At 68.0% G+C, this 21,992-nt stretch carries 20 protein-coding genes; 11 read left to right on the top strand and 9 right to left on the bottom strand.

The window, feature by feature from the left end:
* Window positions 1–29 precede the first annotated feature (29 nt).
* Together B0W80_RS03190 and B0W80_RS03185 are read left to right on the top strand one after the other, a co-directional pair.
* Window positions 30–839 (top strand): CoA transferase subunit A, encoded by an 810-nt coding sequence (locus B0W80_RS03190; protein ID WP_076997663.1) that lies wholly within the window; start codon window positions 30–32, stop codon window positions 837–839.
* A 1-nt stretch (window position 840) separates the two neighbouring features.
* Window positions 841–1,479 carry a 3-oxoacid CoA-transferase subunit B gene (locus B0W80_RS03185; protein ID WP_076997662.1) on the top strand — a complete coding sequence of 213 codons (639 nt, stop codon included), beginning with the start codon at window positions 841–843 and terminating at the stop codon, window positions 1,477–1,479.
* A 76-nt stretch (window positions 1,480–1,555) separates the two neighbouring features.
* On the opposite strand, the gene B0W80_RS03180 is transcribed toward B0W80_RS03185, so the two are convergent.
* Window positions 1,556–1,804 carry a hypothetical protein gene (locus tag B0W80_RS03180; protein WP_076997661.1) on the bottom strand — a complete coding sequence of 83 codons (249 nt, stop codon included), beginning with the start codon at window positions 1,802–1,804 and terminating at the stop codon, window positions 1,556–1,558.
* Between the two features lie 170 nt (window positions 1,805–1,974).
* Window positions 1,975–2,307, bottom strand: coding sequence for a hypothetical protein (locus B0W80_RS03170; RefSeq protein ID WP_076997659.1), 333 nt, complete (start codon window positions 2,305–2,307; stop codon window positions 1,975–1,977).
* A 307-nt stretch (window positions 2,308–2,614) separates the two neighbouring features.
* On the opposite strand from B0W80_RS03170, the gene B0W80_RS03165 reads away from it, so the two are divergent.
* Complete coding sequence (locus tag B0W80_RS03165) at window positions 2,615–3,238, top strand: hypothetical protein (RefSeq protein ID WP_143684456.1); 624 nt, start codon at window positions 2,615–2,617, stop codon at window positions 3,236–3,238.
* Entirely contained in the window at window positions 3,193–3,429 is a 237-nt protein-coding gene (locus B0W80_RS03160; RefSeq protein WP_076997657.1) for a response regulator transcription factor, read from the top strand. Before B0W80_RS03165 ends, B0W80_RS03160 begins: the two co-directional genes overlap by 46 nt.
* Here B0W80_RS03160 and B0W80_RS03155 read toward each other — a convergent pair.
* Complete coding sequence (locus B0W80_RS03155; protein ID WP_076997656.1) at window positions 3,415–4,329, bottom strand: LysR family transcriptional regulator; 915 nt, start codon at window positions 4,327–4,329, stop codon at window positions 3,415–3,417. The genes B0W80_RS03160 and B0W80_RS03155 overlap by 15 nt on opposite strands.
* A 127-nt stretch (window positions 4,330–4,456) precedes the next feature.
* Between B0W80_RS03155 and B0W80_RS03150 the strand changes: the two genes are divergently transcribed.
* The 7 genes from B0W80_RS03150 to B0W80_RS03120 all read left to right on the top strand — a co-directional run bounded on the left by B0W80_RS03150 (window position 4,457) and on the right by B0W80_RS03120 (window position 13,888).
* Window positions 4,457–5,977 carry a CoA-acylating methylmalonate-semialdehyde dehydrogenase gene (locus tag B0W80_RS03150; protein WP_076997655.1) on the top strand — a complete coding sequence of 507 codons (1,521 nt, stop codon included), beginning with the start codon at window positions 4,457–4,459 and terminating at the stop codon, window positions 5,975–5,977.
* 10 nt (window positions 5,978–5,987) lie between these two features.
* Entirely contained in the window at window positions 5,988–7,142 is a 1,155-nt protein-coding gene (locus B0W80_RS03145) for an acyl-CoA dehydrogenase family protein (RefSeq protein ID WP_076997654.1), read from the top strand.
* A 32-nt stretch (window positions 7,143–7,174) separates the two neighbouring features.
* A complete protein-coding gene (locus B0W80_RS03140; RefSeq protein WP_076997653.1) occupies window positions 7,175–8,290 on the top strand; it encodes an enoyl-CoA hydratase/isomerase family protein in 1,116 nt (371 codons plus the stop codon).
* 34 nt (window positions 8,291–8,324) lie between these two features.
* Window positions 8,325–9,221: a 3-hydroxyisobutyrate dehydrogenase gene (gene mmsB, locus B0W80_RS03135; RefSeq protein WP_076997652.1), complete on the top strand. Its 897-nt coding sequence runs from the start codon at window positions 8,325–8,327 to the stop codon at window positions 9,219–9,221.
* Window positions 9,222–9,468: 247 nt separating this feature from the next.
* The gene (locus B0W80_RS03130; RefSeq protein WP_256856464.1) at window positions 9,469–11,262 is read left to right on the top strand and encodes an AAA family ATPase; all 1,794 of its coding nucleotides are present in this window, start codon (window positions 9,469–9,471) and stop codon (window positions 11,260–11,262) included.
* A gap of 187 nt (window positions 11,263–11,449) precedes the next feature.
* A complete protein-coding gene (locus tag B0W80_RS03125) occupies window positions 11,450–12,064 on the top strand; it encodes a TetR/AcrR family transcriptional regulator (protein WP_256856463.1) in 615 nt (204 codons plus the stop codon).
* Window positions 12,065–12,166: 102 nt separating this feature from the next.
* Entirely contained in the window at window positions 12,167–13,888 is a 1,722-nt protein-coding gene (locus tag B0W80_RS03120; RefSeq protein ID WP_179106818.1) for a dipeptidase, read from the top strand.
* Between the two features lie 37 nt (window positions 13,889–13,925).
* Here the strand turns inward: B0W80_RS03120 and B0W80_RS03115 are convergent, their stop codons facing one another.
* The 6 genes from B0W80_RS03115 to B0W80_RS03090 all read right to left on the bottom strand — a co-directional run bounded on the left by B0W80_RS03115 (window position 13,926) and on the right by B0W80_RS03090 (window position 21,911).
* Window positions 13,926–14,741, bottom strand: coding sequence for a zinc ribbon domain-containing protein (locus B0W80_RS03115; protein ID WP_076997648.1), 816 nt, complete (start codon window positions 14,739–14,741; stop codon window positions 13,926–13,928).
* Between the two features lies 1 nt (window position 14,742).
* The gene (locus B0W80_RS03110; protein WP_076997647.1) at window positions 14,743–15,066 is read right to left on the bottom strand and encodes a chaperone modulator CbpM; all 324 of its coding nucleotides are present in this window, start codon (window positions 15,064–15,066) and stop codon (window positions 14,743–14,745) included.
* A 6-nt stretch (window positions 15,067–15,072) separates the two neighbouring features.
* A complete protein-coding gene (locus B0W80_RS03105; protein ID WP_076997646.1) occupies window positions 15,073–16,044 on the bottom strand; it encodes a DnaJ C-terminal domain-containing protein in 972 nt (323 codons plus the stop codon).
* Window positions 16,045–16,197: 153 nt separating this feature from the next.
* Window positions 16,198–18,846, bottom strand: a complete 2,649-nt coding sequence (locus B0W80_RS03100) for a LuxR C-terminal-related transcriptional regulator (RefSeq protein ID WP_076997645.1) — start codon at window positions 18,844–18,846, stop codon at window positions 16,198–16,200.
* Between the two features lie 40 nt (window positions 18,847–18,886).
* On the bottom strand, window positions 18,887–19,504 hold the full coding sequence (locus B0W80_RS03095) for a histidine phosphatase family protein (RefSeq protein ID WP_076997644.1): 618 nt from the start codon (window positions 19,502–19,504) through the stop codon (window positions 18,887–18,889).
* 31 nt (window positions 19,505–19,535) lie between these two features.
* Complete coding sequence (locus tag B0W80_RS03090; RefSeq protein WP_076997643.1) at window positions 19,536–21,911, bottom strand: penicillin acylase family protein; 2,376 nt, start codon at window positions 21,909–21,911, stop codon at window positions 19,536–19,538.
* Window positions 21,912–21,992 lie beyond the last annotated feature (81 nt).

The raw sequence follows: 21,992 nt of genomic DNA, 5'->3' as shown, positions 1-21,992 counted from the left end.
TCACTTCAACCATCTCCGAACGAGGAACCATGGCGAACAAGATCTATCCCTCTGCCGACGCGGCGCTCAAAGGCGTCGTTGCCGATGGCCAGACGCTCGCGGTCGGCGGCTTCGGCCTCTGCGGCATTCCCGAAGCGCTGATCGACGCGCTGCGCGATTCGGGCGTCAAGAACCTCACTTGCATTTCCAACAACGCCGGCGTCGACGGCTTCGGCCTGGGCAAGTTGCTGGAAACGCGCCAGATCAAGAAGATGGTCGCCAGCTACGTGGGCGAGAACAAGGAGTTCGAGCGTCAGTTCCTGGCGAAGGAACTGGAGCTCGAATTCACCCCGCAAGGCACGCTGGCCGAAAAGCTGCGCGCGGGCGGCGCGGGCATTCCGGCGTTTTTCACCAAGACCGGTGTGGGCACGCAAGTGGCCGAAGGCAAGGAACTGCGCGAGTTCGGCGGCGAAACCTACGTGATGGAGCATTCGCTGGTGCCCGACGTGGCGCTGGTGAAGGCCGACGTGGCCGACAAGTCCGGCAACCTGCGCTTTCGGCTGACGGCCCGCAACTTCAACCCCGCCGCCGCCATGGCCGGAAAGATCTGCATCGTCGAAGTCGAGAAGATCGTCGAAGTGGGCGAACTGGCTCCGGACGACATTCATCTGCCGGGCATCTACGTGCACCGCATCGTGCTGAATTCGAAGCCCGAAAAGCGTATCGAGAAGCGCACGGTCAGCGCTGCTGCGCCGGTCGACGTGGCGGCCGCCAAGGTCGAGGCGCAGGCCGCGATCGCCCAGGCTGCTGCCGGCATCGAAGTGCCGGCACCCGTCAAGAACCAGACCAAAGGAGCCTGAGATGCCCTGGACCCAAGACCAGATGGCGGCGCGCGCCGCTCAAGAGCTGGAAGACGGCTTCTACGTGAACCTCGGCATCGGCATCCCGACGCTGGTGGCCAACTTCGTGGGCGACAAAGAGGTGTGGTTGCAAAGCGAAAACGGCATGCTCGGCATCGGCCCGTTCCCCACCGAAGACCAAGTTGACGCCGACCTGATCAATGCAGGCAAGCAGACCGTCACCACGCTGCCGGGCTCGGCCATCTTCGGAAGCCACGACAGCTTTGCCATGATCCGCGGCGGCAAGATCAATCTGTCGATTCTGGGCGCCATGCAGGTCAGCGAGAAGGGCGACCTGGCGAACTGGATGATCCCCGGCAAGATGGTCAAGGGCATGGGCGGCGCCATGGACCTCGTGGCCGGCGTCAAGCGCGTGATCGTTCTGATGGAACACGTGGCGCGCAAGAAGGACGGCACGGAGGATCTCAAGATCCTGGAGCAATGCACCTTGCCGCTGACGGGCGTGGGCGTTGTCGACCGGATCATCACCGACCTCGCGGTCATGGATGTGACGCCCGAGGGCTTGAAGGTCGTCGAACTGGCGGAGGGTGTCAGCTTCGAGCAGCTGCAGTCCAAGACCGGGGTCAAACTGGTGGCTTGAACGCCTTGCGCGGTCAAGCCCACGAGGCAGGTCCATGCGTGGGCCCGGCCTCGGGGCCCCCGACGGGGCCCCGTTGTTAGATGGGGTAGGCGATTGCCGAAACGAGCATCGACAGGGAGAAGCTGCAGGAGATGATCGCCATGCCCGTCAACAGAAGTTGAGTGCGGCGCGAGCGGCGATACCAAGTCCGGATGGCCCAGTAGGCGACTTGGCCCGCGACGTGAGAGAAAAACACAGCGATCCCGGTTTCGTTGGACGGAGGCGCTTCGAGCGGCTGGAGGGACGAAGGGTGGGTTTGCGCAGGTGCGGCGACGACCGGGCTCATGTTCAATTTCTCCGTTGAAAGCGCGTCGGGAATCGATTTGTTCCTCCGTACGCTTAAGAGAATTTTTCAATTTCAAGGCGGGCGACGCATCGACCAGAGGAGCCATCGCCGCGCCAGGCGATGGGCCAAGCCGATGGGCCACGCGGACCCGGCGCCTCAGGTCGGCAAGGTCACGGCGTGACAGGTGGCGTGAAACCCGTCACGAAACGCATTGGCTCCGCACCGATGTTGGAGATGCGGGCGTCGACGCCGGCCGGCAGCACCAGGCTGCAGGGCGCGTGAAAGCGCTGGGAGCCGGTGTCGGTGAGGAGCTTGCCGTGGCCGCTGAGCACCAGCAGGACGCGCGGACATTCGACCGGAAGGACATCCGCTGCCGCGTCGATCTCCAGAATCTCCATCCACAGCTCGAACGGCGCAAAGCCGAGGTTGGCGCGTGCCGCGGCAAAGCGCTGCAGGCCGGCCGAGTGAAGGCGTGGAAGCGTAGTGTGGTCGATGACGTGCATGGTTCCGGAGAGCGATGACCTGCGCTAGAGCCCCTGGCGCGGCGCTGCGTTGGGTTGTTGTTCTCGCGCCAGTGTTCACCGTGGCGTCCCCGTTGTGGGGGCAGCGAAGAGCCAACGACGGGCCAACACATCGGTCTACGCGAAAAAAATGCGTACGTTCGTGTTGGTGCCTTGGGCGGCGGGCAGTGCCTTTCGGCCGCGAGTAGGTGCCTGCCAGCACGAAGTCGCTGGCGGGTCCAAACTTGCTTACCACCGCCTGAACGTTGCGATACCGCTGCTGCCCTCGCGCGCAGGAACCCATTTTTTCATGCCGATCGTCAGCCGAGCCCTCGTCAAAATCCGGCGTCCACGCTTTCGCTCCGGTCTGATCCGTCGAAGTGGGCCGGAACCACAAACTGCTGCAGCCTTGCGGAAGCGCCGATTGGTTCTTCTAGTCGCGCCGGCCGGCTATGGCAAGACGATAGCGCTGGCCCGCGCGTTGGAGGGGCTCGAAGGCGAGGAGTCCTGCAGTGCGTGGGTGACGCTGGATGACGGGGATGACCTCCAGCGGCTGGTGGCTTACCTTATCGATGCGTTGGAGCCCTTCGATCCGCCTTGGCGCATGGCACCGGAAGTGTTGGTGGAGCGCGCCGCTGGCTCGGCGCTGCCAGAGGTGGCGTCGATCCTGCTTGCCGCGATCGAGGCCATCGGGCTCACGCATGGCGTGATCGCGCTGGACGACGTCCATGCAGTCGCAGATCACCGGGTCTTCGAGCTCACACAGCTGATGCTCGATGGCTTACCGGAGCGCTGGACCCGCCGGCGCAAGCGCAGCCTGAAGACATCGCGGCCGTCCGCGCGTGGGCCGCGACGGCGCGCGCTTGGCGCACTTGTGCTGAACAGGCGATGCAGCAGACGCAGGCGCCTGGCGTGCAGGTCGCAGCGCCGTTGACGGCTCGCAAGCTCGAAGTACTCGGTCTGATTGCCCAGGGCCAAAGCAACAAGCTGATCGCCCGGGCGCTGAATCTCAGTCCGCACACCGTCAAGCGGCACGTCACGCGAATCCTCGATGGTCTGGACCTGTCGTCGCGCCTCCAGGCATCCGCCTGGTTTGCCAAGTACGCCGCCTCAAACGTGCGCTGAGTTTCGAGCCTCGTCCGGCAGCAGCAGGCCCCGTTGCGCCTCGACGGTCGCGCGCAGAAACCCCCATACCGCCTGGATGCGCCCGAGGTGCTTGCTTTCCGCGGGCATCGACATCCAGAAGGTGCGCGTGAAGTTCGCCTCCTTCGGCAGCACGCGCCGCAGCGCCGGATCGCGCTCGGCGATGAAGGCCGGCAGCACGGCGATCCCGGCGCCGGCCACGGCCGCATGGTGTTGCGCCAGGATGCTGGTGCTTCGAAGGGCGAAGGCGTCGGGGCGGTATAGCTCGTCGAGGAACTGCAGCTCCTTGCTGAAGAGCAGATCGTCCACGTAGCTGATGAACACGTGGCCGCGCAACCCCTCGCGCGATGCGATGGGCGGGTGGGAGTCGAGGTAGTCGGCCGAGGCGTAGAGGCGCAACACGTAATCGGTCAGTTTGCTCACCACCACCGGGCCGCGCGCGGGGCGCTCCAGGGAAATCACGATGTCGGCCTCGCGCCGCGACAGATGCACGAGCCTCGGCATCGCGAGCAGGTCGATCACCAGGCGCGGATGCTGCTGCGCGAAGCGCGCGAGCTGCGGCGCGAGCACCACCGTGCCGAAGCCCTCGGTGGCGCCGATGCGCACCAAGCCCGACAACCCTTCGTGCGCTCCCGGCGATGCGCTCTCTATCGCGAGGAATGCGTTCTCCATCGCTTCCACTTGCGGCTGCAGCCGACGGCCCGCGTCGGTGAGCCGGTGGCCGCCGGCTTCGCGCGCGAAGAGGGTGGTGCCCATCTCCTTTTCGAGTGCCTGGATTCGCCGTGCCACGGTCGTGTGGTCCACCGCCAGCCGACGGGCCGCGCTCACCAGCGTGCCGGTGCGCGCGAGTTCGAGAAAGAAGCGCAGGTTGTCCCAGTCCATGCTTTGCAATTATGCAGATCGTGAATGCGTATTTGTCTATTGCTACGGCAAAAGTGCAAAGCTAGGATGGCTCCCAGAGCGATTCCTCATCGGATCCCGCACCCGGCCTTCAACAGGAGACAAGTTCATGGACGCCACCACCACGCCCGCCACCCAGGTCGCCACCGTCAAGCTGCTGATCGGCGGCCAGTTCGTCGAATCGAAGACGAGCGAATGGCGTGACATCGTCAACCCCGCCACGCAGGAGGTGCTCGCGCGCGTGCCCTTCGCGACGCAGGCCGAGGTCGATGCAGCCGTCGCCTCGGCCAAGGACGCCTTCAAGACCTGGCGCAAGACCGCCATCGGCGCCCGCGCACGCATCTTCCTCAAGTACCAGCAGCTGATTCGCGAGCACATGGGCGAGCTGGCCGCCATCCTCACGGCCGAGCAGGGCAAGACGCTGCCCGATGCCGAAGGCGACGTGTTCCGCGGCCTCGAGGTGGTCGAGCACGCCGCCGGCATCGGCAACCTGCAGCTGGGCGAGCTGGCCAACAACGTGGCCAACGGCGTCGACACGTACACATTGCTGCAGCCGCTGGGCGTGTGCGCAGGCATCACGCCCTTCAACTTCCCGGCCATGATCCCGCTGTGGATGTTCCCGATGGCCATCGTCACCGGCAACACCTTCGTTCTGAAGCCCTCCGAGCAGGACCCGATGGTGACGATGCGCCTGTGCGAGCTGGCGCTCGAAGCCGGCATCCCGCCGGGCGTGCTCAACGTCGTGCACGGCGGCGAGGCGGTGGTCAACGCCATCTGCGACCACCAGGACATCAAGGCGATCTCCTTCGTCGGCTCCACCAAGGTCGGCACGCACGTCTACAACCGTGCCACGCTGGCCGGCAAGCGCGTGCAATGCATGATGGGCGCGAAGAACCACGCCATCGTGATGCCCGACGCGCACAAGGAGCAATCGCTGAACGCGCTGCTGGGCGCGAGCTTCGGCGCGGCTGGCCAACGCTGCATGGCCGTGTCGGTCGCGGTGCTGGTGGGCGATGCCCGCAAGTGGATCCCCGACCTGGTCGAGAAGTCCAAGGGCCTCAAGGTGGGCGCAGGCATCGAGAAGGGCGTGGACGTGGGGCCGCTGGTTTCCTGCGCAGCCCACGACCGCGTCACTGGCCTCATCGACCGCGGCGTGGCCGAAGGCGCCAAGCTGGAGCTGGACGGGCGCAAGCACAGCGTGCCCGGGTACGAAAAGGGCAACTTCGTCGGCCCGACGATCTTCTCGGGCGTCAAGCCTGGCATGACGATCTACGACCAGGAAATTTTCGGCCCCGTGCTGTGCCTGGCCGGCGCTGACAGCATCGACGAGGCAATCGAGATGATCAACGCCAACCCGAACGGCAACGGCACGGCCATCTTCACGCAGTCCGGTGCGGCGGCGCGCCGCTTCCAGGAAGACATCGACGTGGGGCAGGTCGGCATCAACGTGCCGATCCCGGTGCCGGTGCCGATGTTCTCCTTCACCGGTTCGCGCGCCTCCAAGCTCGGCGATCTGGGGCCCTACGGCAAGCAGGTCGTGCTGTTCTACACGCAGACCAAGACCGTCACCGCGCGCTGGTTCGACGACGACACGGCGCACGGCCTCAACACCACCATCAGCCTGAAATAACCTCGGCTGCATGGACTTCGAACTTTCCGAAGAGCAGCGCGCCTTCGCCCACACGGCGCGCGAGTTCGCACTGGCCGAATTCGCGCCGCACGCTGCCCGCTGGGATGCGGAAGCCATCTTTCCCAAGGAGGCGATCGCCAAGGCCGGCGAGCTGGGGTTCTGCGGGCTCTATGCGCCCGAGCGCGTCGAGGGCCTCGCGCTCCCGCGCCTCGACGCCGCGCTGGTGTTCGAGGAGATGGCGGCCGTCGACCCGTCGACCACCGCCTTCATCACCATTCACAACATGGCGACCTGGATGCTCGGCACCTGGGGCACGCCGGCGGTGTGCGAGCGCTGGGGTGCCGACCTCACGAGCGGGCGCAAGTTGGCCTCGTACTGCCTGACCGAACCGGGCGCGGGTTCCGACGCGGGCTCGCTCAAGACGCGGGCCGAGCTGAAAGACGGCGAGTACGTCATCAACGGCAACAAGGCCTTCATTTCCGGCGCGGGCTCCACCGACGTGCTGGTGCTGATGGCGCGCACGGGCGGCGGCGGGGCGGGGGGCATCTCGGCCTTCGCGGTGCCGGCCGATGCGCCGGGTATCGCTTACGGCAAGAAAGAGCACAAGATGGGCTGGAACAGCCAGCCCACCCGTACCATCAGCTTCGACAACGTGCGCGTGCCCGCCGAAAACCTGCTGGGCAGCGAAGGCGAGGGCTTCCGCATCGCCATGAAGGGCCTGGACGGCGGGCGCATCAACATCGCGACCTGCTCGGTGGGCGCGGCGCAGGGCGCGTTCGATGCGGCCCGCCGCTACCTGCACGACCGCCAACAGTTCGGCAAGCCGCTCGCCAGCTTCCAGGCCCTGCAGTTCAAGCTGGCCGACATGGCGACGGAGCTGGTGGCAGCGCGCCAGATGGTGCGACTGGCGGCCAGCCGCCTCGACGCCGGCCATGCCGATGCCAGCACCTATTGCGCAATGGCCAAGCGCTTCGCCACCGATGCCGGCTTCAACGTCTGCAACGATGCGCTGCAACTGCATGGCGGCTACGGCTACCTGGGCGAATTCCCGCTCGAGCGGCTGGTGCGCGATACGCGCGTGCACCAGATCCTCGAAGGTACCAACGAGATCATGCGGGTGATCGTCTCGCGCAAACTGCTCGAAGGCGACAGCGACATCCGCTGAAGCACGAGCCTGCAAGCCTGTATCTTTGCCGTATGACCGACCCCGTAGTTCTCTTCGACTCCATCCCCTCCGCCAACGGCAAGCGCTTCGGCGTGGCCACCCTCAACTCGCCTGCGTCGCTCAACTCGCTGTCGATGGACATGGTTCGCCTGCTCACGCCGAAGCTGCGCGAATGGGCCCAGGACGCGTCCGTCGCAGGCGTGCTGCTGCAAGCCTCGGGTGAAAAGGCCTTCTGCGCCGGCGGCGACCTGCGCCAGCTCTACCAGACGCTGCGGGACTGCGGCCCGGCCCGCAACACCTACGCGGAAGACTTCTTTCGCGAAGAATACGAGCTCGATCACCTGATCCACACCTTTCCCAAGCCCGTGCTGTGCTGGGGGCACGGCATCGTGATGGGCGGCGGCGTGGGCCTGATGGCCGGCGCCTCGCACCGCGTGGTGACGCTGCAGAGCCGCGTCGCCATGCCCGAGATCAACATCGGCCTATATCCCGACGTGGGCGGCAGCTGGTTCCTGCGGCGCATGCCGGGGCGCGTCGGGCTTTTCCTGGCGTTCACCGCGGCACCTCTCAACGCGGCAGACACCATCTTCTGCGGCCTTGCGGACATCCTGGTGCCGCATGAGCGCAAGGCGCAGGTGCTCGAAGCGATCGCCGCTGCCCGGTGGCGGGGTGACAGCGCAGCCGATCGCGCCACGCTGTCGCGCCTGCTGGCCCGGGCCGGCGAGGGTGCGGAGCCGCCGGCTTCCAGGCTGCGCCAGCACTTCGACACCATCAACGCCCTGATGGCCGGCGACGACCTGCTGGAAATCGCCGGGCGCCTGCGCGCACTGACGTCCGACGACCCCTGGCTGCAGACCGCTGCCCAGACTTTCGCGAAGGGCGCGCCCAGCACGGCGGCCGTTTCCTTCGCGCTCTGGCAGCGCGTGACGCGCATGTCGCTCGCGGAGGTGTTTCGCCTGGAGTACCAGGCCTCGCTCGGCTTCTGCGCGAACAAGGACTTCGCCGAAGGCATCCGCGCGCTCCTCATCGAAAAAGACCGCAACCCGAAGTGGAGCCCGGCCACGCTGGAGGAGGTCACGTCCGCCTTCGTCGAGGACCACCTGCGCCCGCGCAGCGAGATGCCCGCCGAGCTGGCCCGCCTCGCCTGAACTCATTCAATCAACGAACAACGGAGACAACGACATGAAGATCGCTTTCATCGGCCTGGGCAACATGGGCGGCCCCATGGCGCTCAACCTGCACAAGGCCGGCCACGCGCTCAGCGCCTTCGACCTCTCGGTCGAAGCCTGCGGCAGGCTGGCTGCCGAGGGCGTGGCCATCGCCGCGTCGGCCGCCGACACCCTCGACGGCGCCGAGGTGGTGATCAGCATGCTGCCCGCCAGCCAGCACGTGGAATCGCTCTTCTTCGGAGGCGAAGGCCGGCCCGGCCTGCTGGATCGCATCACGCCTGGCACGCTCGTCATCGACAGCAGCACCATCGCCGCCGCCACTTCGCGCAAGGTGGCGCAGGCCGGTGCGAAGCGCGGCGTGGCAGTCATCGATGCGCCGGTGTCGGGCGGCACCGGCGGCGCGATCGCCGGCACGCTGACCTTCATGGTGGGCGGCGCCGCGGCCGACCTGGAGCGTGCGCGTCCGGTGCTCGAGAAGATGGGCGCCAACATCTTCCATGCCGGCGAGGCGGGTGCCGGCCAGACCGCCAAGATCTGCAACAACATGCTGCTCGGCATCTTGATGATCGGCACCTCCGAGGCGATCGCGCTGGGCGTGGCCAACGGCCTCGACCCGAAGGTGCTGTCGGAGATCATGCGCCGCAGTTCGGGCGGCAACTGGGCGCTCGAAAAATACAACCCGCTGCCGGGCGTCATGGAGAACGCGCCGGCCTCCAAGGGCTATGCGGGCGGCTTCGGCACCGACCTGATGCTCAAGGACCTGGGCCTGGCGCAAGAGAACGCCGCGTCCGTGCGGGCGGCCACGCCGCTGGGCGGGCTGGCGCGCAGCCTTTATGCAGCGCACAGCCTGGCGGGGCATGGTGCGCTGGACTTCTCGAGCGTGATCAAGCTGGTACAGAAGGCGGGGTGACCCGCATTCCGCCCGGCTCGAAGGGCGGGGGATTCGACGACCAAAGAGTTCCAAGGGGTGTCGGCACGGGCGCGCAGTAATGCACGGTCGAGGGCAGTTACCTGGCGTCGTGTAGGACAAGGCGCACAACGACGGCGTTCTTGGCCTAGCATCCGCGCCGCCCTGCCTGATTCCCATGAAGCAATTCCATCGATTCATCCGGTCGAAAACCAGTCGCCTCATCGTTGCCACGGCCCTTGGCGTGGCAATGCTCATCGCCATCTTCTTCGTCTACCAGCGCGACACGGCTCCCGAGCCATCGCTGGGCGGTGCCGCGCACGACATGCGGCAGTCACCCAAGGACTGGACCGGCGTCGAAAAAGACGGCTCCTCGCTGTTGCGCGACCTGCGCGACGGCCGCATCGAAGCGGTGGGCATGGCGCCCCACGCCCTGCTGGTGTCGGCGGCCGGCGGCGAGCGCTACTTCGTGGTCGATGGCCGCGGCTCCTTCGCCTCGCTGGTGGTGGCCGAAGCCAAGACGGCCGGGGCGCATCCCTTCCAGCTCTTCGTGCTGCCCGACAGCACCGTGGGCGCACCGGCCGACGACAAGCGCGCGCTTGCGACCGCCCGCGACCTGGCCGGCATCTTCTTACCCTTCTTTCTGCTCGCATTGATCGTCTACGCCATGCGCGACAGCATCGGCGGCGGCGCCAAGGTCGTCGAGAAGCCGGCCGGCATCGGCTTCGGCGACGTCATCGGCGCCGGCGAGGCCAAGCACGCGCTGCAGGACATCGTCGACTACCTGAAGGACTCCAGCCGCTACCGCGACATCGGCGCGCGCGCCCCGTGCGGCGTGCTGATGCTGGGCGGCCCCGGCGTGGGCAAGACCCTGCTCGCCAAGGCGCTCGCCGGCGAATGCGGCGCGCGTTTCATCGCGACCAACGGCAGCGAGTTCACGTCCAAGTTCTATGGCGTCGGCGTGCAGAAGGTCAAGAAGCTGTTCGAAACGGCCCGCAAGAACGCCCCCTGCATCCTGTTCATCGACGAGATCGACGGCATCGCCAAGCGCACGTCCTCCGGCGCCGGCCCGGCCGAATCGGAGAGCAACCGCATCATCAACCAGCTGCTGGTGGAGATGGATGGCTTCGAAGCCAACGAGGGCGTGATCGTCGTCGGCGCCACCAACCTCGCCGACAACCTCGACGAGGCGCTGCTGCGTGAAGGTCGCTTCGACCGCCGCGTTCACGTCAAGCTGCCGGACGTGCGCGACCGCGGGGCCATCTTCCGCCTGTACGCGGGCAAGCTGCGCACCGAGGGCGACATCGACCACGACCAGCTCGCCCGCCTGACCACCGGCCTGTCGCCCGCCACCATCGCGCACATCGTCAACCACGCCGCGCTGGTCGCCGCGCGCGCCGGCAGCCGCAGCGTGGCCATGGGCCACCTGATGGAAGCCATCGAGACCACGCGCATCGGCGAACTCAACGGCGCAGAGCGTGCCTTGCGCGAGCGCGAGCGCCGCTACATCGCCGTGCACGAAGCGGGGCATGCGCTGGTGTCCGCCGTGCTGGGCTACGGAAAAGTCGAGAAGGTCACCATCCTGCCGCGCGGCGGCGCGCTCGGCGTGACGCTGGTCACACAAGAGGAAGACCAGACCCTGGTGCTGCGCAGCGACATGGAAAAGCACATCCAGATGCTGCTGGGCGGGCGCAACGCCGAGCTGGCGGTGTTCGACGAGGCCTCCAGCGGCGCGAGCCAGGATCTTCAGCAGGCCTCCAAGCTGGCGCTCGACATGGTGGGCCGCTACGGTTTCGGCGAAGACGGCGCCTTGTTCAGCATCGGTGCCCTGCCGGCTCAGCACGCGTCGCGCCAGATCGCCGTGGCTGTGCGCCAGGCCAACCGCATGCTCGACGGCCTCAACTTGCAATGCCAGCAACTCATGCGCACGCACCGCGGCGCGCTGGACGCGATTGCCGATGAACTGCTGGCCAACGAGACGGTGTCCGGCGAGCGCGTGCAAGAACTGGTTGCCCAGCGCGCCCCGCTGGCGCTGGCCGCCTGAGGCCGGGGCGCGCGTCGTTTTGGGTCCGCTCGCCGACAGCGGCGGGTCGTCGGGCAGGGCGCTCCGGGACGTGGCGACGCCTGCTGCTCGGGGGCCGCAACTGACGTGCCGCGTGCTATCCTGTCTCGCCCCCCCCGACTAGCGTCTCTCGAACATGGCTTCACCCAGGGAAAAGCAGGCAGATCGCGTGCCCCGCGCGCGTGACGACAAGTTTGCCGAGCGCCGCGCCCAGCTCGGTGAAGCGGCGCTGCAGACGCTGGCCACCTTGGGCTACGCCCGCACCAGCCTTCGCGAGATCGCGCAGAACTCGGTGTTCTCCCACGGCGTACTGCACTACTACTTCAGCGACAAGGTCGACCTGATCGTCTGCAGCGTGCGCCAGTACAAGGCACGCTGCGTCACCCGCTACGACCGCGTCACCGCCGACGCGGCCAGCTACGGCGAGATGATGGACGGCTTCCTGCTGGCGCTCGGCGACACGCTGCGCAACGAGGCCCACATGCACCGCCTGTGGTACGACCTGCGCGCGCAGGCATTGTTCGAAGACGCCTTCCGCGCCGACGTGACGGCCATCGACAAGAGCCTGGAGAACATGGTCGTGCGCGTCCTGACCCGTTTCTCCGAACTCGCCGGCGTGCCGATGCCGCTGGCGCCTTCGGTGCTCTATGCGCTCTTCGACGGCCTGTTCCAGCAATATCTTCTGCGCCATCTGTCGGGCGACGAGCAGGCTGTCGACGCACTGCGCAACGATGCACGGGCGGCCATCGATTCGCTGTTCGGCATCACGGCGCCGGCCGGTTGAGCCGCTCGCCGGCCCATTGCTGCCCGGCGCCGCCTGGCGTCTAGTCTGCGTAGACTCGCGGCTTTTCCTGGCTGCGGACCCTTCGGTCCGCTGGAGCTTCCGATGAAACTTTCACTGTCCGTTCTTTCCCTCGGCCTTGCCTTCGCGTGCAGCCTGCCCGCCGCGGCCCAGACCCTCAAGAAGCCCGAACTCGACCGGCTGGTCGCGGCCCAGCAGGGCAAGCCTTCGCCGAACTTCCGCGCCTTTCTCGCGCAGGCCGCGAAGGCCGACCCGAAGCTCGCGCGCAGCGTCGCGGCCTACGGCAAGAAGGCGCCGCTCCAAGGTGACGACCTCACCAACATCGCGCGCCTGCTGGGCCTGTACAACCGCCTGCACAACCATGACGCCGTGATCGCGAGCATCGATGCCATGGTGGCCCTGCCCACCGTGCGCATCGACAAGGTGCCACAGCACGAGAGCAAGGCCATCGTCGAGTTCGGCCAGATGGTCGAGAAGATGTCGATCGACTTCGGCCTGCAGTTCCGCAACGTCGACAACCGCATCTTCGAAGTCAAGCTGCCGGGCCGCGGCAGCGAAGAATTCGGCATCCTGACCCATGCCGACGTGGTGCCCGCGGTGCTGGAGGAATGGGTGCTCGACGACGGCACCCGGCTCGACCCGTTCAAGATGACCCGCGTGGGCGACATGCTCTACGGGCGCGGCACCATCGACGACAAGGGCTCCATCGCAGCCGTGCTCTACGCGATGAAGACGGTACGCGAGAGCGGCCTGCCGCTCGCGCGCACCATCCGCCTGATGATCGAGACGACCGAGGAAACCGGTGGCGACGCGATGAAGTACTACCGCGACCGGACCACGCTGCCCGACTACAACATCGTGCTCGACAGCAAGTACCCGGCCGTGGTCGCCGAAAAAGGCTCGGGCGGGCTGCGCGTGCTGTTCCCGGTGCAGGCCGCGGATGGCGCGCAGACCGCCATCACCGCAATGGCCGGCTCCGCCGCGGCCAACGCGGTGCCGCAAACCGCCACGGCGACCCTGAAAGGCGGCGACCTCGCGCAGGCCGCGAGCCGGCTCGAGTCGGCGAAGGCAGCCTTCATCCAGAAGTACGAAACCCAAGGCGGCAAGTTCGGCATCGACATCGCCCGCGCCAACGATGCCATCGACATCAAGGTGACGGGCGTTTCGGCCCATGGCTCGCGGCCGGAGGAGGGCGTGAACCCGTTGCCCCGCCTGGCGCTCTTCCTGCAAGAGTCGGGCATCACGCTGGCCGACAACCACTACGCCAAGGCCATCCGCTACCTGAACGGCCTCTACGCCCTCGATTACCTCGGCGAGAAGATGGGCGTGGCCTACAAGGACGACTTCATGGGCCCGCTGACCATGTCGCCCAACCTCATTCGCGAAAAGGACGGCAAGCTCGAAGTCACGGCCAACGTCCGCATGCCGCGCGGCAACACGCCCGCCGAGCTCACGTCATCGATCAACGGCAAGATCAAGGCGTGGGCCGCCGCGAACCAGGTCGCCGTCGACATCGACTACCAGCAGGGCGACTGGATGGCCCGCGATCCCAAGGGCGCCTGGCTCTCGACCCTGCTCAACATCTACGGCGACACCACTGGTCTCGAAGCCAAGCCGGTGCCCACCGCCGGCAGCACCACCGCCAAGCTGATGCCCAACGCCATCAACTTCGGCCCGGCCATGCCCGGCAAGAAGTACACCGCGCACAACGCCAAGGAGTTCAAGGAGGTGGTCGATCTCGATGCCGACATGCAGATGTTCACCGAGATGCTGGTGCGCATCGGCAACCTGAAGACGATGCAGTGATGCCGCCAGCGACGCCGGCGCCACGAAGCGCCGCCGCTCAGTAGCCGAGCTGCAGCGGGTTGCGCCGGGCCACGTCGCGCCGCGTCTGCTCGCGCACCACGGCGCAGTGCGGGTGCTTGTAGAACTGCGGCTTCGCGCACTGGTTGGCCTCGCAGCGCGACGCGGCGATGAAGTGCAGGTGCGAGCAGCCGGGGCGCGGGTCCGATGCCGCCGCGCGATGCTCCGGCTCGGTCTGCCGAACGGCGGCCACCTTGCGCGGCTGCTGATCGACCCGCTCGACATAGACCTCGTTCTGAGGCACGCGCGTGGGCTGATGCATCGGCTGCATCGGCTGAATCGGCTGAATCGGTTGCATCGGCTGCGATGGCGGTGGCGCCTGTACCGGCTGCATCTGCCGCGTCGGGCCCAGCGCGACGATGCGTTCAGTCGGGTCCAGCGCCTCGGTCGCGCGCACCGGCTCGGGTGCGCCCACCTTGGGGGCGTCCAACGGCGCCAGGGGCTCCCTGGCCGCCGCGACGGACACCGGCGACGCCGCCTTGGCCAGGGCGGGAGGGGGTACGGGATTCACCGGCACCTTGCGTGTGACGTAGGCGTACCAGCTGACGAAGACGGCGGTGACCAGCACCGACAGCACCGCGAAACGCACCCAGAAAGATTTGGTCTCGATCGGCAACTGTCCCGCGGGCGGCAGGGCCGCCGCCACGGGCGCGGCACGGGCGCCGCGCAGCGACTTCATGCCTTCGAGCGCCGAGGGGCCGGTGGCGATGAAGGCCGGCAGCTTGGCTGCGCAGCCCTTGCAGAACTTGGCCGTCTCGCGGTTCTCCGTGCCGCACTGATCACAAACAATGGGCATCTCAGATCTCTCGGCCGAGCCCCCGTGCGCTCATCAGGGCCTTGAGGCGCCGCACCTCATGCTCCAGATCGAGGATCAGGGCGGCCGCGTCCAACCCCACACCGAAATCGCGCTCCAGCCGTCGCGCATCCAGCGCGCACTGCAGGTCGGCGCTATGGAAGCACCAGTCGTCGGGTCGCTCGGCAGGGGTGCGCACCTCGACGATGCCGACCTCGACCAGCTGGACGACCCAGCCGACTTCGGCCCCGCAGGCATGCGCCAGCTCGTGCGCGCGCAGCGGATGCGCGCTGCCCAGGGCGGTGCTGTCGTAAGAAGGGCGGGTCATGGCGTCTCAGACTCCCAGGTGGCGGCGTGGATCGAAGGGGGCTGCCTGAGCGAGCTGCTCGTAGGCCTTGCGGGCGGCGTCGGTGTCGGCGGGCGGCAGTGCGATCTCCAGCAGCAGGTAGAGGTTCCCCGGCGGCTTGCCGGGCAGGCCGCGTTCCTTGAGCCGCAGCTTCAGGCCGCTGCGGGCGTTGGGCGGCACCTTCACCTCGACCACGCTGCCGGCCGGCGTGGGTACCTGGACCTGGGCGCCCAGGGCCGCTTCGCTCGGTGTCACGGGCAGCGTCATGTAGAGATCACGGTCTTCGATGCGGTAGAGCTTGTGGGGTGCGATTCGCACCTCGAGGTACAGGTCGCCCGCCGGCTCGCCCCCATGGCCCGGCATGCCCTGGCCGGCCAGCCGGATGAACTGGCCCGGGTGCACGCCGGGCGGGATCTTCACGCTCAGGGTGCGGGCCTTCCATTCGGGCCGGCCCTGGTCGTCCAGCACTTGAGAGCGCAGGGCGATCTCGCGCTCGGCGCCATGCAGCGCATCTTCCAGGGCGATCTCGATGGCCGCGTGGTGGTCTTCGCCACGCGCCCGGTAGTGGCGGCGCTCGGCGCCACGGCGTTCGGCCGCCCCGAACATCGACGAGAAGAACTCGCTGAAGTCCGCATGGTCGGCCGGCCCCTGGCCCGGGCCGCGGTGGAATTCGAAGCCCTCGTCCCAGCCCGGCGGCGGCTGAAAGCCTTCGCCAGGTCGGCCGCCTGCATGGCGGCCCTGGGCGACTTGTTCGGCCAGGGCATCGTAGGCGGCGCGCTTCTCCTTGTCGCGCAGCACGTCGTTGGCCTCGTTGATCTCGCGCATGCGCTGGTCCGCGTCGGGCTCCTTGCTGACGTCGGGGTGGTACTTGCGCGCCAGCTTGCGGTAGGCCTTCCGGATGTCGTCTTCCGACGCGCTGCGTTCGACGCCGAGTGCCTGGTAATAGTCCTTGAAGTCCATGTGAAAGTGGGGCGGAAGGCGAAAGAGATGTGCGTGATGCAGCTCAGCCGCTATGAGTGGCGCCGGCCCCCGAATGTTGCAGGAGCGGCATCACGGTCGTTGTAGGACCGCTTCCACGGCGTGACAAATCGTGACCGACATCTCGTGTCGTCGTCATGCCGCGAGGTGCTCGCGATACCAGTTGGCCGCCTGGGCACGCGACGTCAGGTCGAGGCGTTCGAGGATGCGGGCCACGTGCCGTTTGACCGTGTGCGGGCTCAGATCAAGGCAGCGCGCGATGAGCTTGTTGCTCTGGCCTTCGGTCAGCAACGCGAGCACCTCCAGCTCGCGCGGGCTGAGGCCTGCGGTGTCGATCGCAAGATCCGCCTCGGCCCGTGGAGGTCCGGGCCGGCTGCGCACGGCGGCGTCGACCCATCGGCGCAGATCCGCCAGAAGCCCGGCGTTCGCGACATCGCCCCAGGCTGCGGCGGACAAATCCCGCAGGCCCTGCACGCCCGTGATGAGCAGCTCGCCGACGTTCCCGTGAATGGCCGCGCGTTCGAGAAGCGGTTGGAGTGCGCGCCAGGCCGCCCCGGGCGAACCATCGGCGAGTTCGGCGAGCGCCAGTCGCGTCCGTGCCATGGCTTCGACGTGGATGTACCTCGGCAGGTCCGGATTGGCGGCCAGTTCGCGCAGGATCGCCAGCGCCTCGCCGATCCGCCGTTCCTCCAGCGCCAGCGTGGCTTTGAAGATCAGAAGGTACTGGGACATCGAAGGATTCCCGCGCGCGGCATCGGCTTCGAGGCGGGGCAGGTGCATGCGCACGGTCGGCCAGTCCTCGATGGCGATGGAAGCGCGCAGCCCGAGGGCGACGTACGAGAGGTGCACGTCGCTGGAGGGATCGATCGATTCGATGTGCTCGAAGAGCTTGTCCCGTTTGATCCGCGCCGCATCGCGGTCATCGACGATCACGTCGCGGTTGAGCTGCTGGTTCAGCAGCATCAGCTGCAGGGCCACCGGCTGGCCCAGCCAGCGCGCGTCGTCCTCGACGCGCTGGAACGACTGCGACAGTTCCGCGGTGCGGCCCTGCCAAAGGAGGAGCCACCCCTCCGTCACGTTCGCGGCGGCCTGGAGCGCCCAGTGTGCGCCGCCCGCGGCCGCTCTGGCGCCATCGACCAGGCGCTGGAAATGCGCACTGACGCCCGGACGGTTGATGAACACGTTGATATGCGGCATGCAGCGCGCCCAGAACTCGGCACTGGCTCCGCGAAGCAGCAGGGCGACCACGTTGCCGAGGTGGCGACCCGGGCCTTCGAGCGAACCGACCCGACCCTCGATCCAGAAATCGAGCATTTCCACGAGCGTCTCGGTCTCCAGGTCCATCGGTCGTGCGCGCACGCGCTGGCCGAGACGGCGCGCCTCGTCGACGCGTCCACAAAACACGCTGCCGAGCGCTTGCATGGCACGGGCGCGCTGGGCTTCGTCGTGCCGCTGTAAGGCGTCGAACCCGGACGCGGCATGCTCCATGATCGCCGCGACCTGGGCGTGTTGCGATTGCGGCCAGGCGCACAGACCTCGGACGTAAGCGAGCACGGCCGACGTATCACGGATCTCGGATGGAAACTGGTCCACGATGCGAAGCACCTGGCCGACCCCGTCGCTCGTCAGCAGGTCCGGGGTTGCGTTGCCAAGACTCTCCTGCGCTGCGTCCCAGGCCCCGGCGCGCAGGTGCATCAGCGTGCGGCGCACCGGGTCGGGTTCACCCGCTGCGGCGACGCGCAGCAGCGCCGGTACCTCCAAGGGGAAAACCCGGCGCAGGCGCTCCTCGAGGAAGTCGCGAAAAAGGTCGTGCAGGCGCATCGTCAGCTCGTCGCCATTCAGCACCGACACGAACAGGCGCCGCCGTTCGATGTCTTCCAGCAACTCGTACGTGTGCGGACTGCCGCTGACCTCGCTGCATCGCGACAGGCTCAGTTCCGACAGCACGGAGCAGCGCAGCAGGAAGTCCTGCAACTCTTGCGGAAGGCCTGCGAGCACTTCGCTTGCCAGGAACTCGAAAAGATACCGGCGGTTCTGCAAAGCGCCCTTGGCGGCGGATGCTCCGAAGCGTTCGCGGGCTTCGAGGCTCAGGCAGAGCCCGGCGGCCCAGCCTTTGGTTCGGGACAGCAACTGCTCGGTCAGTGACGGATCGTCGCTTCCCATGGCGTGCCGGCAAAGCGCACCTACTTCGCTCCGGCTGAACTCCAGCGCTTGCTCGTCGAACTCGGTCATTTCACGGCGAACACGCCAACGCCTCAGCGTCAGGGGTGGCTCCGTGCGGGTCGCGATCGCCATCGTCCACCGTTGCGGCAGGTCGTCGAGCAAGTGATCCAGAAACTCGAACACGCGAGCATCGGCCACAGCGTGGAGGTCGTCGATCACGATGACGCCGCCCTCGGGGGCGTCCGTGGCGTGCAGGGTGCGCAGCAGCGCGGCTGCCGTCTCGCGCAGCCGCCCGCGCGCCACCAGATCGAACAAGGCTTCGGGCGCCAGGCGCCAGGGTGGATCGAGGGGTTCGAGCGCTTCGATCAGGTGGGAAAGAAAACGCTGCAGATCGTCGTCCTCGTCGGCGGTGAGCCAGGCGAAAACGCAGCCCGTCGGCAGGCGCTGCAGTTGGCGCGACAGCGCTGCCGTCTTGCCATAGCCCGCCGGAGCCACGAGCAGCACCAGGCGCTGGTGCGCCATCGCCTCACCCAGCCGCTGCTCGAGCCCGGTACGCTGGATCAAGCCGCTGCGGAAGTGCGGCACCTCGATCTTCGCCTTGACGAGGACGTGGGACTGCATGGGGTGGTGGACTGTTCAAGCGGGCCCGACCCGTGCCTGCTCAGGCCAGGGCCGACCCACCTCCATCCGCTTGCTGCAGCAGCGGCTTCACCGACCAGGCCCCGCCGTCGCGCTCGAAGCGCAACGGCTGTGCATTGCCCAGCACGGCCGCATCCGAGGGCACGTGCAGGGCGGCGGCCAGCACATGGAGTGATCCCCCGTGCGCCACGATCAGCACCGGCGCCGGATGCTCGAGCGCAGCCGCCAGCGCAGCGCGCTTGCGTGCGACGAATTGCGGCAGCGTCTCGCCGCCCTCAGGCTCGCAGGCCCAGTCCAGGTCGGCCGACGAGGTGCCGATCAGCGCGCCGAAATTGCGCTCGCGCAGGCCTTCGAAGTGCAGTGGCGTCAGGCCCAGCCCGGCCGCCACCGTGTGCGCGGTGTCGAAGGCGCGGCGCGCGTCGCTGCAGACCACGCTGCGGATCGGCTCGCCGGCCAGCCGCTCGGCGGCGCGCGTGGCCTGCTCCAGGCCCAGTTCGCTCAATTCGATGTCGACGCCCTGGAAGATGCGCTTCGCATTGCCTTCGGTCTGGCCGTGGCGCAAGAAGTAGAAGTGGTCGCAGGCCGGAGCCAGGGGCTCGGCGGCGGAGAGGCGGATCAGTTCGGCCAGACCGGGATGCATGGATTCCTTTGTGTTTCGCAGTGGGTTCGATTCAGTAGGCGAGCCGGAGCGGTGCGCCCACGCGCTGCGCCTCGACGTCGGCGCGGTGGAAGGGCAGCGGGTGCCATTGCTTGGCCGCGAACAGCGGCAGCTGGTCGTAGGCGCGGGGCGAGGCGGGGTCGCTGCTCTGTCCGTAGGTCAGGATAGCGTGCGCGACCGGCCCGCGCTCGTCGAAGCCCACCACCTGCATGTAGCTGCTGCCGTAGTTGATGCGGTAGCCCTGCGGGTCGATCAGCGACTGGCCCTGGCTCTCCACCTTGTTGAGCACGCCCTCGAACTCGTCGCCGCCGTGGATCGCGACCTTCTGGCCACGCACCAGGCGGGCCTGCACTTCGCCCAACGGCACGTCGGCCGCGAAGCCGGCGGTGCGCACGATGCCCACTGCCTCGCCCAACGCCTTGAACACCGCGTCGCGGGTGGCCGGCGTCGCCATGTCGAGCCCCGCCGGCGTGACCACCGGCCGCGCCGGGTCGAAGGGCACGCGCCAGACGCGCGGAATGTCCTTGGCCTTGCGCCAGAACTCGCGGAACAGCGGGGCGCCCTTCGAGGCGCTGTTGCTGGTGCGGTCCCAGGCCGCGAGCACGCGGCAGCCCAGTGCCTGGTCCTGCACCAGGGTGGCGGCGTTGGCGGCGCAGGCGGCGGCCAGGTCGTCCATCACCAGCATGCCGGCCAGGTTGCGGTCGCGGAAGATCACGCTGCGCAGGTCTGCCGCGCCCATGCGGTTGCCCGGCAGGCCGTCGGAGCCGCCCAGCCGCGATTCGATTTCCATGACGCCGCTGCGCGTGCGCAGCCGCTGTGGCGTACCGACCAGGCCGACCAGCGGCGAGATGTTCGGCGGCGGCGCCAGGCGCGGGTTGGAGAGCCAGTAGCTGTCGTTGCTGTTCTGCACCCAGTCCGGCGTCACCACCACCGGCATGCGGGCCGGCGGCGTCACGCCCGGCATGGCCGCGCCGGCGTCGCGCTGCCAGGCGCAGGCCGTGCGCGAGCCGTCGAGCACCGCCAGGCCGGCCGAGCGCCAGAGCGCCGCCGCATTGGCCGAGGGGGCGCAGCGCTGCAGCATGTCGGCCGGCACGTCGGGCACCACCGACAGGTCGGCATACATCGCGTTGCCTTCGCGGTCGGCCGCGATGGTGTTGATCCACGGCATGCCCTGGTTGCCCATGGCCGCCCGCAGCTCGGCCACGTTGCGCGCCACGGCCATCTGCATCCAGCTCTGGGCCGAGCGCACGTTGCCGGCATTGGCATCGCGAATCGCATAGGCCCGGCTCGTGGTCCAGCCCAGGCCGGCGCGGGGCAGCGAGATCACCGGGCCCCAGTCGGTGTAGTAGAAGGTGCGCGGCGGCAAGGCGGGGTCGACGCCGGGCACGACGACGGTGCGCGTGCTCATCTTGCGCGTCTGGCCGTCGACGACGTAGGCCGTGGGGTCCGACGGATCGAGCTGCAGCTCGTACAGCGTGAAGCGCTTGCCGGTCGACACCGTGTGGGTCCAGGCCACGTCCTTGTTGAAGCCGATCGCCACCACCGGGCTCAGCCCGCCGGTGGCACCCATCACGTCGAGCCTGCCCGGAATGGTCAGGTGCATCTCCCAGAAGCGGTTGGTGCCGGTCCAAGGGAAGTGCGGATTGCCCAGCACCAGGCCGCGGCCGTCCGGTGTGGCGTTGCGGCCGAAGGCCCAGCCGTTGGAGCCCAGCTCGCCACCTTCGGGGTTGGCATTGAAGCTGTGGCGGCCGATCTCTGCCACGGCCTGGTCCATCGGCACCGGCGCTTCGGCGGTGCGCGTGCCGGGCGCGGGCGGCGTGGCTGCCAGCACCGCGCCGGCCAATGCACCGAGGCCGCCCTGGATCATCGACATCTCGGTGGTGCGCGATAGGTCGGCCGCCGTCATGGGCCGCACCCACGACTTGTTGCGGCAGGCCTCGGGCAGGCCGCCCGGACCTGTGTCCTGCAGGTAGCGGTTGTAGCCGGCGACGTAGCCGCGCAGTGCGGCCTTCACCTGCTCGCTGGTGGTCGCGCCGGCGCGCGCCAGCGCGGCGTCGTCCATGTGCGCGCGCACGAACTGGTCGATCTGTGCATTGGGCAGTCGGCCCAGCCCCAGTTCGCCCAGGGCCTGGGGTCCCAGGAACTGCGAACGCTCGCCGCGCACGGTGAGCAGGTGCTCGGCGGTCTGGCAGACGTTGTCCTGCGCATGCGCGTAGGCCACGCCGTAGGCAATGCCTTCGTCGTCGGGGGCGGTGATGTGGGCGATGCCGTAGGTGGTGCGCTCGATGGTCACGCTGCGGCCACCGGGGGCCGGGGGTGTCGCGCATGCAGCGAGGAGGGCGACGGAGGCGAGCGCCAAGGCTTGGGGAGCGAATCGCAGAGAAGTCATGAGCCGGGTTGAACTGTGAACATGTTCAACATTGAAGCCGGCCCGGTGCGAGGGCGGGTAAGGGCTAACCCGGGGCAGGGT

It is taken from the genome of Variovorax sp. KK3 (assembly GCF_001984055.1).
Classification (GTDB): domain Bacteria; phylum Pseudomonadota; class Gammaproteobacteria; order Burkholderiales; family Burkholderiaceae_C; genus Variovorax.
This window is presented reverse-complemented; position numbering and strand designations above follow the sequence as displayed.

Bases quoted from the DNA above. Each gene is read 5' to 3' on its own strand.
- B0W80_RS03190 (WP_076997663.1), top strand. From the start codon at position 30: ATGGCGAACAAGATCTATCCCTCTGCCGACGCGGCGCTCAAAGGCGTC.
- B0W80_RS03185 (WP_076997662.1), top strand. From the start codon at position 841: ATGCCCTGGACCCAAGACCAGATGGCGGCGCGCGCCGCTCAAGAGCTG.
- B0W80_RS03180 (WP_076997661.1), bottom strand. From the start codon at position 1,804: ATGAGCCCGGTCGTCGCCGCACCTGCGCAAACCCACCCTTCGTCCCTC.
- B0W80_RS03170 (WP_076997659.1), bottom strand. From the start codon at position 2,307: ATGCACGTCATCGACCACACTACGCTTCCACGCCTTCACTCGGCCGGC.
- B0W80_RS03165 (WP_143684456.1), top strand. From the start codon at position 2,615: ATGCCGATCGTCAGCCGAGCCCTCGTCAAAATCCGGCGTCCACGCTTT.
- B0W80_RS03160 (WP_076997657.1), top strand. From the start codon at position 3,193: ATGCAGCAGACGCAGGCGCCTGGCGTGCAGGTCGCAGCGCCGTTGACG.
- B0W80_RS03155 (WP_076997656.1), bottom strand. From the start codon at position 4,329: ATGGACTGGGACAACCTGCGCTTCTTTCTCGAACTCGCGCGCACCGGC.
- B0W80_RS03150 (WP_076997655.1), top strand. From the start codon at position 4,457: ATGGACGCCACCACCACGCCCGCCACCCAGGTCGCCACCGTCAAGCTG.
- B0W80_RS03145 (WP_076997654.1), top strand. From the start codon at position 5,988: ATGGACTTCGAACTTTCCGAAGAGCAGCGCGCCTTCGCCCACACGGCG.
- B0W80_RS03140 (WP_076997653.1), top strand. From the start codon at position 7,175: ATGACCGACCCCGTAGTTCTCTTCGACTCCATCCCCTCCGCCAACGGC.
- mmsB (WP_076997652.1), top strand. From the start codon at position 8,325: ATGAAGATCGCTTTCATCGGCCTGGGCAACATGGGCGGCCCCATGGCG.
- B0W80_RS03130 (WP_256856464.1), top strand. From the start codon at position 9,469: ATGCTCATCGCCATCTTCTTCGTCTACCAGCGCGACACGGCTCCCGAG.
- B0W80_RS03120 (WP_179106818.1), top strand. From the start codon at position 12,167: ATGAAACTTTCACTGTCCGTTCTTTCCCTCGGCCTTGCCTTCGCGTGC.
- B0W80_RS03115 (WP_076997648.1), bottom strand. From the start codon at position 14,741: ATGCCCATTGTTTGTGATCAGTGCGGCACGGAGAACCGCGAGACGGCC.
- B0W80_RS03110 (WP_076997647.1), bottom strand. From the start codon at position 15,066: ATGACCCGCCCTTCTTACGACAGCACCGCCCTGGGCAGCGCGCATCCG.
- B0W80_RS03105 (WP_076997646.1), bottom strand. From the start codon at position 16,044: ATGGACTTCAAGGACTATTACCAGGCACTCGGCGTCGAACGCAGCGCG.
- B0W80_RS03100 (WP_076997645.1), bottom strand. From the start codon at position 18,846: ATGCAGTCCCACGTCCTCGTCAAGGCGAAGATCGAGGTGCCGCACTTC.
- B0W80_RS03095 (WP_076997644.1), bottom strand. From the start codon at position 19,504: ATGCATCCCGGTCTGGCCGAACTGATCCGCCTCTCCGCCGCCGAGCCC.
- B0W80_RS03090 (WP_076997643.1), bottom strand. From the start codon at position 21,911: ATGACTTCTCTGCGATTCGCTCCCCAAGCCTTGGCGCTCGCCTCCGTC.